The following is a 12,267-nucleotide window of genomic DNA, read 5'->3' on the forward strand; positions in this document are numbered from 1 at the left end:
CTGAAGAGAAGTGGGAAACAACGGAAGAGTTAGAGAAAAACCCAACTTCAGAAAACCTAAATGTAACGGAAGAAGAAAACAATTTACACGAATCAAAAGTAAAAGAACAAGAAAAAATAGAAGAACGTAAGAAAACATTACCACAGACTGGTGGGCATGTGTCATACCTACCATATATAGGTGGAATGTTGTTAGTATTTGCTTTATTAATACTAGTAATAAATAAAAGAAAATGGAACTAAAATGATGTGACTATTTGAACGGGCTATTAGAAGATAATAGTCCGTTTTTTTCAATTCACTCTATCTATCATATCTTTCGAGAGGACTCCCACCTCTAAACATATGTGAAGGTGGTGAGGTGAATCAAATGGAGTGAATAGAGAATACGATTGCTGAGTGTGTAATGTTTTTATGCGAAGAGAATCAAAAAGTGACAATGAGACAAAAGATAATGCCATTTATAAAAATCAAGAAGTTGGTATCGTACCAGCTACTCCAAGAGTCTTTTTTTTCGTCAAAACAAATAGTGCTAAACCTACTACCATACCAATTGCTGCGACGCCAAAACCAACATGGAAGTTATATTGTTGACCTAATGTACCAACAACTAAAGGAGCTACAAGAGCACCTAAATTAATGCCCATATAGAAAATACTAAAATCAGAGTCTCGACGTGTATCTGATTCATGATATAAATTTCCAACGATGCTAGAGATATTTGGTTTTAATAATCCTGTCCCAAGTATTAAAAATACCATAGAAATAAATAAAGTAATGATACTACCCGGCAATGCTAGAATAAGGTGGCCAATCATAATTAAAACCCCACCCCAAAAGACTGTTTTACTTGAACCGAGTAAACGATCAGAAACCCAGCCACCGATAACACTAGACATGTATAATAGAGAGCCGTAAATTGCCATGATGGAAGTGGCAGTAGCTTGATCAATTCCTAATCCACCTTTTGCAATGGAATAGTACATATAGTAAAGTAAAATGGCTCTCATTCCATAATAAGAAAACCTCTCCCAAAACTCGGTGAAAAATAAAGTGAATAAACCTTTAGGGTGACCAAAAAAGCCCGTTTGAGGGATATTCTCCATCATTGTTTGTTTTTCTTTCATATCCATAACGCTTTCTCCTTCGTATATTTATATATTATTTTAGTATAACGTAAATGTTGAGGATTGAAAGCAGAATATTAAAAGGTATCTCGTACTTAAATTTTGTAATTACACTTGGGAATTAGAAATTTTGCTTATCGTGAAAGGGTTGAAGGATGAGCAATATAGCTCATAAAAGAACATTGCTGATGTATAATTTTTTTCTTATATAATGAATGATGTGCCTGTAGTCTTAAAAAATCGAATCATTTTAGTTTGTTAATTGTGATCATCCCTATGTAAGGTTTTATGAATATATTATTAAAAGCATCAGGATAAGATGCCTTGTTCATCAATTATCTGAAATAATTGGTGAATGCCACCTTGTTCTACTAAATGTGGAGCGTTTTTTTCTGCAACAACGAATGCTTCGCTAGGGTAAGTCCGTATAATAGAAAGTCTATCGATTTTATCGCCAGCGTCTTCGTATAACCGAAATAATATAGCTTTCGTATGTTTTGTTTCCTTCAATAATTCGTAGTCTATGCGTGCCTTTTTTACTGAGGATTCAGTTACTTTTATCATGGTAGCACCTCTTTCAAACTAATCGTAAACGCTCATAAAGAGACATTAGATTTTTCGAAATTCATTTAATAAGCATACGTATAAAAATCAACATTAAGAGCAGTTGAATTTACATTTAACCCTAAAAGTAGGTCGTATTGTTCATTTCGTAAAGACATCTTTAACTCGTAAAGATGTCTTTTTGGTGTTCGTATTTAATCAATCAGCGGCTAATACAAAATTTAGGATCTTCTAATTTTCATTGTGTAAGAGCTGAGTGGCTTTTGCTTCCTTTTTCTGTCCTTTTAAGAAAAACGATACAACGAGGGCAATAATTATAAAGATTAACCCGAGCATGAATGCCCCTTGGAATCCCGATGTTAAGCCGTTTAACTTTTCTACTGGATTCATTGGGTTTGTTGAGTTTTGCATATATTCAGTTGTACCTGAAGACATTTTAGATATAAATATAGCTGTACCAATTGCACCAGCTACTTGCTGTAATGTATTAAAGAGCGCTGTGCCGTGTGGGTAAAGCTCTGGTGTCAATTGATTTAAACCATATGTTTGTGCTGTCATCACAAACATGAGCCCAACCATATTAAGTGCATGGTGGCTTCAAAATAGAAAAAGTGTTTCAGCAGAAGAAATGGATAGATACTTTCATGAAATGATTAATCAAGATATTTTTCAATTGAAAGAGAATGAATGAATACTCCCCCATTTAACTTCGTTTGAAGCAGGGGTACTCTTTCGGTAAAATCTGATAGAGACATTTCTGAGACAGGGGATGTATGGAAGTATGATTTAACACTTCTAAAATTTATATGTTAGGATAATTTTGCTATAATGTATGAGTATGAGTTACATATAGAGGAGTGCTAGAAAATGCGATCATTTAATGTCGATGAATTTATTGCCAGTGTCTTACAATGGATATTAAATATAGCTCTTATCATATTATCCATTGTTTTATCTATCTTTTTAATTAATGAAACGATCACATTTATACAATACATATTTTCCACAAAAAAATATACGTCCTATAAATTAGTTGAAAGTATTATTGTTTACTTTTTATACTTTGAATTTATTGCATTAATTATTAAGTACTTCAAATCGAATTATCACTTTCCGTTACGTTATTTTATTTATATTGGAATTACAGCGCTAATTCGATTGATTATCGTTTCTCATGAGGAACCACTTGAAACATTATTATATGCAGGTGCTATTCTTATTTTAGTTATTGCTTTATATATATCTAATATGAGGGATTTGAAGAAACATTAAATAAAGAAGTAGTGCAAGCCAAGCAGTTGGTTCGCACTACTTTTTTTATTATAGTGATGAAAAGAGACAAAACGCATATTTACTTCCTCCTTGACCTTCAAGTTACTTGAAGGATTAGAATGTGAGTAGAGAGCTGTAAAGGAGCGTTTTGAAATGAAAACTGTTAAGAAATTAAGTGGAAGAATGGAGATTGAAAAATGAGTCAAGAACTTAAACTGCGCCCATTAGAACGAGAAGATTTGAAATTTGTTCATGAACTTAACAACAATGCACATATTATGTCTTATTGGTTTGAAGAACCGTATGAAGCTTTTGTGGAGTTGCAGGATCTATATGATAAGCACATTCATGATCAAAGTGAACGCCGGTTTATAGTAGAAAAAGATAATAATATGATTGGGTTAGTTGAATTAGTGGAGATTGATTACATTCATCGAAGAACAGAATTTCAAATTATCATTGATCCAAAGTATCAAGGATATGGTTATGCAGCGTGCGCAACTCGTTTAGCGATGGATTACGCCTTTTCAGTATTAAATATGCACAAACTTTATTTAGTAGTGGATAAAGAAAATGAAAAGGCTACGCATATTTACAAAAAAGTCGGCTTTATCATTGAAGGTGAGTTGCAGGATGAATTTTTCGTTGATGGTGACTATCATAATGCGATTAGAATGTGCATTTTCCAACATCAATATTTAGAAATGAAATCATAAGTTTTTATACCCTGTTCATAAAATGATAAGATTCAAATTAAAAAATGTTGGCAAAACAGTATTTGATGTTTTACCGACATTTTTTATGTTTAGATATCTATAGTATGATTAGCTCGAGAGTGGAACCGGGCGGTACTTTGATAGAGTTGTTCTTCTTCATTCCATCAAGTTATTTATTTGTTTTTAGTGGCAGTATTTCAGTATTGTTTGTGGCTATCCTTTTGCTATTCAAAAAAGGAAACTTAATTAATTGAATTCATAAATATAAAAAAGAAGTATAACTTAGGGTTATGCTTCTTTTTTGTTTGATCATACATCCAATTATAAGTGTTTGATAGTAGAAGGCTAATATCAAATAGAGAGTGATGATAAAGATTTAAATGGATTAAATTTCCGTACATCAGACATAATAATGCTTAAGAAATTCCAATTAGGATAAAAAATCGCAGTGTCAACTGCTGATATTGGGTGATTAAGATGTGGAAAACGCTTGTTTCTTATCTTCCAGACTGGAAGGTGTTTTTGCAAGCTTTTATCGTATTTTTTGTCCCTTATGTGATCTCAAGAGTTTTTAGTTGGATCCGTACAGTAGAGAAAGAGTGATGAGGATGAAAGAACAGGAATTAAAGATGGAGCAAATAGAAAAACAAGCTGACACATATAAGGACCAAAGTACAGCAGATCATCTTACAGGCAATTTCACTATGGATTTAGCGAGTGTAAAAGAAGAAATTCGTTATAATTCCGATGTACACTTTCGAGAGTTTAACATAGGGTGTACAAATGTTAAAGCGGCACTTGTTTTTGTCGAAGGATTGTCGGATAAAGAGCTTATCGATATGCATATTTTGAAGTCATTGATGTCTAACTTTTATGAAGAATATAAGGGCGCACCGTCTTATGTAGAAGGTACCATTTCAAAAGAGTTTATTAAGGATCAAGTTCTTACCATTAGTGGTATAGAAGAAGTTCATTCTATAAAAAAGTTGATGTCAAAAGTGTTAATGGGTTCAACGGCACTTTTGATTGATGGATTATCAGACGTATTCATTCTTAATACAAAAAAAGGGAAAACGCGGAATATTGAAGAGCCCATATCAGAGGTATCAGTTAGAGGGCCGCGGATAGGATTCACAGAAGTTTTATCTGATAATACCGCTCTGTTACGGATACATGGTGAAAATGAGGGGTTATCATTAATAAAATTCCAGGTAGGAAAGCGAGCAAAAAAAGAGTTAGTTGTTGCTTATATGAAAGAGATTGCTGATTCAGAATTAGTGGAAGAGGTTAAGAAAAGAATTCAGAAAATCGATATTGATAATGTCCCGGAATCAGGATATATAGAGCAGCTCATCGAAGATAATTACCTCAGTCCTTTTCAGCAAGTACAGAGTACGGAGCGGCCGGATCGGGTTATCGCAGCCTTGATGGAAGGGCGGGTTGCAATTTTATTGGATGGAACGCCTTTTGCTTTAATTGTTCCCGTTACATTTAGCATGCTGATGCAATCGCCGGAAGATTACTATGAACGTTGGATTCCAGGCACGTTTATCCGTTTATTGCGTTTTGGAGCAGCTATTATTTCTCTTTTCGCACCTGCTTTGTATATTTCTTTTATCTCATTTCACCCCGGGTTGATTCCGACTAAGTTAGCTATTTCAATTATAGGAGGCCGAGAAGGTGTCCCATTTCCCGCAATTATAGAAGGGCTGTTTATGGAAATAGCCATCGAAATTTTGCGTGAGGCAGGATTGCGCCTGCCTAAGCCGATTGGTTCGGCGATGGGAATTGTAGGTGGATTAATCATTGGACAGGCTGCCGTAGAGGCGGGAATTGTCAGTCCAATTATGGTAATCGTAGTAGCGGCAACTGCCATTTCTTCTTTCGCTCTCTCACATTATAGTACTGCAATTCCACTACGTATCCTTCGCTTTGCAGCTATGTTTTGTGCTGCCATATATGGATTATATGGGGTCATTTTATTCTTTCTTTTCTTATGCAGCCATATAGCGAGATTGAAGAGTTTTGGTGTGCCCTATGCCAGCCCAGCCGTTCTTTATCGATTGAGTGATTGGAAAGATTTCATGATTCGCATGCCGCTTCAGATGATGAAACGGCGTCCAAAAATGATGAATACGAAAGATTCAATACGAAAAGGAAGTGAAGAGTAATGATTACTGGCCCGAAAGATCGAATTCCGACTTCGCAAGCAGTTGTCATTCTTATTAATTATATACTTGCAGTAGGAATTCTTACTCTACCTAGAACAGCTGCGGAGAAAGTAAAGACACCAGATGTTTGGATAACTGTTATTATCGGCGGGCTAATTGCGATGGTTGCAGGGGTAATCATCGTTAAATTAAGTCAACAGTTTCCAGGAGAAACATTTTATCAATATAGTCAAGAAATTGTAGGGAAATGGGTGGGTGTATTACTTAGTCTACTCATTGTAGGTTACTTTGTTATGCTTGCTTCATTTGAAGTTAGAGTGCTAGGAGAGATAACAAGTTTTTTTTTACTAGAAGGCACTCCCGGGTGGGCTATTATTATGCCATTTATGTGGGTAAGTATTTATTTGAACTTAGGAGGTATAAACTCGATTGCTCGTCTGTTTGAAATAATATTTCCAATTACAGTCTTCATTTTTTTGCTGACTTCCTTTATGAGTATTGGAATATTTGAGATAGATAATCTTCGTCCTGTATTAGGATTAGGAGTTATCCCTGTGTTAAAAGGGATAAAAACAACAACTCTCGCATATTCAGGAGCCGAAATCATGTTGCTCCTTTTGGCATTTATGAAACACCCCTTCCAAGCTGTAAAAGTCGTTCTTATCGGAACTGCTATTCCATTAGTCTTTTATGTCATTACAGTTGTTATGGTGATGGGAACGTTTTCAGTTGATGGAGTAGTAATGAGAACCTGGCCTTCAATTGATCTTATGCGAAGCTTTGAAATCCCCGGTTTGATATTTGAACGGTTTGAGTCTTTATTACTGGTGATATGGATTATGCAAATCTTTGCAACGTATACAATCTGCTACTATGCTTCTTCTTTGGGATTGGCACAGCTTTTTAACAAGAATAGTCACTCATTTTTGTATGGGTTACTTCCGGTTATTTATATCGTTGCTGAAATTCCGAAAAACATTAATGATCTATTTAAATTTGGGGATATGATTGGCAATGCAGCGATTGTATTATTTGGTATCCTACCACTGCTTCTCCTTGGAATTTCGAGATGGAGGAAGAGAAAGAATGAACCGAAGTGTGAATAATATGCGACTTCTTTTAGTTGTATCATCAGTTCTTTTGCTTCTGGCTCTTACAGGATGTTGGAGCAGTCATGAAATTGAAGAATTAGGTTTTGCGGTAGGCTTGGCATATGATAAAGGAAAGGAGACGGATGTTGAGAGGGAGATAGAAGCAAAAGGTGGAGGTTATCAGAAAAAGAATCTTGTAACATCAACCTTTCAATTTGTTAAACCGCAATCATCATCAGGCGGAGGAAAAGGTGGGGGATCACAACCAAAACCTTACACGAATATTTCTGAAACCGGAGATTCTCTTCATCAATCGATTCGTGAAGTTGCATTAAGAAGGGAGCGCCCTATAATCTTCCATCACACGAAAGTGATTGTTGTTAGTGCAAAACTTGCACGTACGTACAGTTTGAAACAGTTACTGGATGTTTTTATCCGTGATAATGAGATGAGACCGAGTTGTCTTGTGCTAATTAGTAAGGGGCGAGCTAGCGAGACACTGAAATCGAAAGAAGAAGGCGAAATTCCAGCATTCCGTTTGAGTGGAATTTCGGATAATGAATATAGATCATCGCGGATTTTACCTCCTATGCCGCTTGCTAAATTACCAGGAAAGATACAGTCAGGAGCTAGTTTTCTTTTGCCAAATGTGATTTCGGTAAATGGAGAAGTGAAATTTGCGGGAGCTGCCGTAATCAAAGGAAAGACAAAAAAGCTACGCGGTTTTTTGAATGAAAATGAATTGGAAGGCTTAATGTGGGTAACTGCGAAAGGAAAAAGCGGTTTGGTAAGAAGCTTTGATGAAGAGACAGGAAAACCCGTCATGTATGAAGTGAAGTCTATGAAAAGTAAAATTCAGCCTCATGTTAAAGGTGATAGCATCTCTTTTGATGTAGACATCCAATCAGAGGGACGGCTATCTGAAAAACGGATTGCTTCGGGGAAACCTTTTGAAAATAAGTTTCTAAAAAGTGTAGAAAAAGCTACGGAACAAGAAGTGAAGCGACTGGTGAAACAGGCGTTAAAAAAAACTCAAAAACAATATAAGGTCGATGTAGCTGGCTTTGGTAATAGATTAAAAATTAAGTATCCAAAAGTATGGAAAAAGGTCGAAAAAGATTGGGATAAGACATTTAGTAAAGTTCCAATTAAATATAACGTAAAGATAACGATCCAGGACTATGGTACAGAAGGATCTTAGAAGTGAGATTTTTATTGTATGACATAGTATTAGATAAATAAAACATGTTGGTGGAATAGTGAATGACTTTCCACCAACATATGTTTTATGTTTACAATTTCCTATATGAAAGTTGAAAATACGTATATATTCTCTTTATAAAGCTATTCTTATTTCTCTACATATTTTCTTCACGCGCTCTTTATAATGTAGTTCTTTCTCAGGTATTTTCAGCCGATCAATAAAAAGGTTAGCTAGCATCACTGCTGTGTCCAGTTGATAAAACGAGCGGACAATAGGAGAAAGAGATTTGAAAATGTCCTTGTTTCCATACCCTTCTTTAAATTCCTCCCAATTGAGTTCATTCGTTTCTAATATTCTCATTAAGTCTAATAGTGGATGACCAATCAAAGCATTATCCCAGTCAACAATTGCTTTTATTTCTCCGTTATAACCAATGAGGTTCACAGGTCGAATGTCCATATGTAGCAATCTTTTTAAGGAATCTCCTTCTTTTAATATTTGTTCAATTTCTGTTTCATTTGGTAACTGAATGTTATAATTCGCGATTCGATTGAATGCTTCTATTCTTGTTACAAGGCGTTTGGCGAGTAATTTACTACAAGACTCCTCATTTTCATTTTGATAAGGTAAATCCTGAATTGATATATTGTGGAGCTTGCGAATGATTTCCCCAATTTTGCAGGCGGAAACAGGGGTAGAATCAGTTGCTACATAATTTGAAATTAAGAAATCTAATTCTGTAGAAAGGTGTAATCCATGAATTTCTGGTACCGAAAGGCCTTTGGAAAAGCAAAAATTAGAAAGTGTAGCTTCTTTTTGTAAGGAAATTCGGCTACTAAACACCCCGTCATTTAGGTTGTTCACTTCACGCTCCCAAGGTACACGGAAAGCTAATGGGTCTTTTTTAGAATCGCCCCGAAAAACAACGTTTTGTACACCATTTCCTATGATGTCTAAATGTTTTACTGCTAGGTGTGGATACGTGTCAGCTAATATAATGTATAACTTCTCCTTTAATTCCTCTGCCTTGGACTGCGTATGAATCATTTTATCCCTCCTTATTTGCAAGAATAGAGTTCGGAGTATTCTGTCAATTTCATATTATCATATATGGTCTTTAGAGGAATGGAATATAAGTATTAGATAAAAAGGAAAAATTAAACCAATTGATTTTCTTCTCATTATCTGCCAAGCTTAAGAAGACAAAATACTTCAGAGAAAGAAATGTATAGGTGACGAATATGATTGAAATCAAGACTTCCACATTGAGCGATGGAGAATTTAATAGAGGAGTATTTGCAACACGTGATATAAAAAAAGGTGAACTTCTACATGAAGCACCAGTTATCGCTTATCCGAATGAAGAACATCAATTTATAGAGAAAACACTACTTGCTGACTACGCATTTGAGTATGGGATAAATCATTCTGCCATCCTTTTAGGATACGGTATGCTATTTAATCATGCTTACAAGCCAAATGCGACGTATGAAATTAACTTTGATAATCATACATTTGATTTCTATGCTTATAAGGATATAAAAGCAGGGGAAGAGATTCTGATCAACTACAATGGTGACGTTGATGATGATGAGTTACTATGGTTTGATAAGGAGAAAGAAGAAAACGATAAGTAATTAAGTGTAAAAAGAGCACATTCAGTTGGATGTGCTTTTTTGCATGAAATAAAAAAAATTTTGAAACCAAGCTGGCTTTTTATCTATCTAATAAGTGAAAGGAGGGGATACAATGGATGAAATAAAATTAGTCAAAAAGGCAAGAAAAGGTGACGATGCAGCTTTCGAACAGCTCATTCATCTATATCAAGATCAGTTGTACCGCACTGCGTATCTGTATGTACAGAATAAAGAAGATGCACTGGACGTTGTGCAAGAAACGGTGTATAAAGCGTACTTATCCATAGAACAATTAAAGAAACCAAACTATTTTTTGACATGGTTGACACGTATTCTTATACATCATGCCTATCAGTTATTAGGTGAAAAGAAAAAAGTGAAGAAGCTAGAGGATGGAAGAGAAACAGATACATATGGCGGGATGCCAAACAAACTACATCAAATTGAACAAAATATTGATTTGCAGGAAGCGATTCAAAGGTTGGATGAAAATTATCAAACAGTAATCATTTTATATTATTATTATGATTTTTCAATTAATAAAATTGCTTGGCAAATGAATATACCGGAGGGAACGGTAAAGACGTATTTGCACCGGGCGAGAAAGTCTCTAAAAAAATTATTAGGGGGGAGTGATGAGAATTGGATAAGCAGTGGTTTAATGACGAAGTAAATAAAATTGATGTTCCGAAACAAGAATTGAATCTGGCTATACAAAAAGGGATTGTTAGGGCAAAGGCAGAAAAACCGGTTAAAAAGATATATAAGAGAAGAAAAATTGCTGTGTTAACTGCAGCTTCAATCTGTATAGGGATACTAGGCTCAGGATTTGTATTTCCACAAATGACTCGTGTATTAGCGGAAGTTCCGATTATTGGGAAAATCTATTCGCATTTTCATGATTCAATTGGTCAAAATCTGTCAGCAAGTAAGCTTGTAACCGAACTAAACCAGCAAGCGGTAAGCAATGGGATTAGTGTAACGATGAACAGTGTGTATTATGATGGTGGTAGAATTGGGATTACATTTAAAGTAGATAATCCAGATGAAGTAGAGTTAAAGAATACTGTTGCCAATGGTTTTTACTATAATTTTAAACTAGTTGATGGAAGCGAGAAATGGGGGCGTGCAGCTTCATTTGATGGGAAAATTACAAAAGACGGTTGGTTTGGGAATATACACATTAATTATCCAGAAAAAGAGCTTCCTAAAAATACTACATTACCAATTACGATTACATCGATTGGAGACACAAAAGGAATTTGGAAATTTGATATTCCCGTACAACAATTGGAGAATAAAATGATTCATCCTCAGCAATCCGTAAGTAGTGAAGATAAAGAACATACATTGAACTTTGAAAAGATTACAGTTGGAAAAGGGTCTGTTGCCATTGATTATAAAGCGATATATCCACTTGCTGGAGAGAATGATTTGGCAAGAATTGAGAAGGTGACGGATGATAAAGGTAATGAAATGGATTTTAAAACATCTGGGATTGAATTTGGAAGAGAAAAGGTTGGAAATCAGGTTGAATCTGATGAAAGGTCTATTTTTGGACAAGTTCCAGAGAACGCAGAATTTATTACGCTACATCCAAATGTGAGGTTATCTGAAAAGCCATCTATTCAGTCTTTAAATCAAAAGACACCATTTGAAATAAAAAGTGCTCGTAGTGATTTAAAGGTTGTCGTCAATAAAATTCAGCATAAAAAACAGCGATTAATCGTGCAATATACACTTCAAAATGCCGATACAAAACATAAGTCTATGGATGAATTGATCAATTGTGGGGAAGTTATGAATTTAATGGATTCTTCATATGTAGATAAGGAATTTGCACCAATTGGTCATGTGATAAAGGGAAGCGATGTGAAGGTATTGAATAAGGAAAAATTACAATTCCAAGCAACATTTCAGCTAGATGGGGAATATGGTGTGAAGAATTTTAGTTTAAAGAATTATGTATTAGAAGTAGAGATGTCACCATATCATCCTGAAAAATCATTACCGCCAGTCAAAATTCAATTAAAATAATCGAAAAAAGGATGCCCTTAACATATAAAGCGGCATCTTTTATATTACAACAGCCTTACATTTTTATAATGCCTATTCTTGATGTGACAAAATATCGACATTTTTATCAGTTTGAAAAGTTCCTTCTTTAATCATATTTTTTCACATTGACATGCGATATAATAGAGTTTTGTAAAGGAAGAGATTAGATTTCAAGTTTCTTTGTCTTAAACTTGGTTATACCGGAAAATTTTTGAAGCTAAAGTTTTCTTCTCGATTTTTTGATAAGATAGAGACGGAAGCTATCTTACTAAACTATTTAGGTAATCTATGTGGTGGCCGATTATCTACTTATTTTCAGCATGGCATTACATGTAGTGTAGTAAATGAACTTGTAAGCGGAATGAAAGAGAATAAGGAAAATGGTTTTAAGAATGCTGGAACTATCGAGAGGATAGGCCATTAATTAT

At 34.9% G+C, this 12,267-nt stretch carries 13 protein-coding genes and 3 pseudogenes; 12 read left to right on the forward strand and 4 right to left on the reverse strand.

Translation table 11 applies throughout. The annotated features are described in order from the left end of the window. Window positions 1-242, forward strand: a 242-nt coding sequence (locus M014_RS29825) for an LPXTG cell wall anchor domain-containing protein (RefSeq protein ID WP_035415745.1), incomplete at its 5' end; no start/stop codon positions are given. 242 nt (window positions 243-484) lie between these two features. On the opposite strand, the pseudogene M014_RS27480 reads toward M014_RS29825, so the two are convergent. The 3 genes and pseudogenes from M014_RS27480 to M014_RS0124860 all read right to left on the reverse strand — a co-directional run. Further along, window positions 485-1,126 (reverse strand): annotated as a pseudogene (locus M014_RS27480) (peptide MFS transporter); the annotation flags it as partial. A 309-nt stretch (window positions 1,127-1,435) separates the two neighbouring features. After that, window positions 1,436-1,690, reverse strand: a complete 255-nt coding sequence (locus M014_RS0124855) for a hypothetical protein (RefSeq protein WP_026594102.1) — start codon at window positions 1,688-1,690, stop codon at window positions 1,436-1,438. Window positions 1,691-1,921: 231 nt separating this feature from the next. After that, window positions 1,922-2,281, reverse strand: a pseudogene (locus tag M014_RS0124860) (MFS transporter); the annotation flags it as partial. Between M014_RS0124860 and M014_RS30280 the strand changes: the two are divergent. The 7 genes and pseudogenes from M014_RS30280 to M014_RS0124900 form a co-directional block, all read left to right on the forward strand. After that, window positions 2,265-2,381, forward strand: a pseudogene (locus M014_RS30280) (TetR/AcrR family transcriptional regulator); the annotation flags it as partial. The pseudogenes M014_RS0124860 and M014_RS30280 sit on opposite strands and share 17 nt — an antisense overlap. Before the next feature lie 176 nt (window positions 2,382-2,557). Next, window positions 2,558-2,962: a phosphate-starvation-inducible protein PsiE gene (gene psiE / locus M014_RS0124870; RefSeq protein WP_026594104.1), complete on the forward strand. Its 405-nt coding sequence runs from the start codon at window positions 2,558-2,560 to the stop codon at window positions 2,960-2,962. A gap of 197 nt (window positions 2,963-3,159) precedes the next feature. Continuing rightward, the gene (gene speG / locus M014_RS0124880) at window positions 3,160-3,678 is read left to right on the forward strand and encodes a spermidine N1-acetyltransferase (RefSeq protein ID WP_026594105.1); all 519 of its coding nucleotides are present in this window, start codon (window positions 3,160-3,162) and stop codon (window positions 3,676-3,678) included. Window positions 3,679-3,743: 65 nt separating this feature from the next. Next, window positions 3,744-3,932 carry a DUF3955 domain-containing protein gene (locus tag M014_RS28875; RefSeq protein WP_269321457.1) on the forward strand — a complete coding sequence of 63 codons (189 nt, stop codon included), beginning with the start codon at window positions 3,744-3,746 and terminating at the stop codon, window positions 3,930-3,932. Between the two features lie 348 nt (window positions 3,933-4,280). Next, complete coding sequence (locus tag M014_RS0124890; RefSeq protein ID WP_026594106.1) at window positions 4,281-5,849, forward strand: spore germination protein; 1,569 nt, start codon at window positions 4,281-4,283, stop codon at window positions 5,847-5,849. Beyond that, complete coding sequence (locus M014_RS0124895) at window positions 5,849-6,955, forward strand: spore germination protein (protein WP_026594107.1); 1,107 nt, start codon at window positions 5,849-5,851, stop codon at window positions 6,953-6,955. The genes M014_RS0124890 and M014_RS0124895 overlap by 1 nt, the downstream gene beginning before the upstream one ends. Then, on the forward strand, window positions 6,936-8,141 hold the full coding sequence (locus tag M014_RS0124900; RefSeq protein WP_026594108.1) for a Ger(x)C family spore germination protein: 1,206 nt from the start codon (window positions 6,936-6,938) through the stop codon (window positions 8,139-8,141). Before M014_RS0124895 ends, M014_RS0124900 begins: the two co-directional genes overlap by 20 nt. 135 nt (window positions 8,142-8,276) lie before the next feature. Here M014_RS0124900 and M014_RS0124905 read toward each other — a convergent pair whose 3' ends face one another. After that, window positions 8,277-9,191 (reverse strand): phosphotransferase family protein, encoded by a 915-nt coding sequence (locus tag M014_RS0124905; protein WP_026594109.1) that lies wholly within the window; start codon window positions 9,189-9,191, stop codon window positions 8,277-8,279. A gap of 194 nt (window positions 9,192-9,385) precedes the next feature. Here M014_RS0124905 and M014_RS0124910 point away from each other — a divergent pair, with 194 nt between their 5' ends. The 4 genes from M014_RS0124910 to M014_RS29455 all read left to right on the forward strand — a co-directional run bounded on the left by M014_RS0124910 (window position 9,386) and on the right by M014_RS29455 (window position 12,263). Then, window positions 9,386-9,781: an SET domain-containing protein gene (locus tag M014_RS0124910; protein ID WP_026594110.1), complete on the forward strand. Its 396-nt coding sequence runs from the start codon at window positions 9,386-9,388 to the stop codon at window positions 9,779-9,781. A gap of 112 nt (window positions 9,782-9,893) precedes the next feature. Further along, window positions 9,894-10,454: a sigma-70 family RNA polymerase sigma factor gene (locus tag M014_RS0124915; protein ID WP_026594111.1), complete on the forward strand. Its 561-nt coding sequence runs from the start codon at window positions 9,894-9,896 to the stop codon at window positions 10,452-10,454. Beyond that, a complete protein-coding gene (locus tag M014_RS0124920; RefSeq protein ID WP_026594112.1) occupies window positions 10,424-11,818 on the forward strand; it encodes a DUF4179 domain-containing protein in 1,395 nt (464 codons plus the stop codon). The genes M014_RS0124915 and M014_RS0124920 overlap by 31 nt, the downstream gene beginning before the upstream one ends. A 232-nt stretch (window positions 11,819-12,050) precedes the next feature. Next, a complete protein-coding gene (locus M014_RS29455) occupies window positions 12,051-12,263 on the forward strand; it encodes a hypothetical protein (RefSeq protein WP_141527933.1) in 213 nt (70 codons plus the stop codon). Window positions 12,264-12,267 lie beyond the last annotated feature (4 nt).

Source organism: Bacillus sp. UNC437CL72CviS29, from assembly GCF_000482345.1.
In the GTDB taxonomy this organism is placed as follows: Bacteria; Bacillota; Bacilli; order Bacillales; family Bacillaceae_G; genus Bacillus_A; species Bacillus_A arachidis.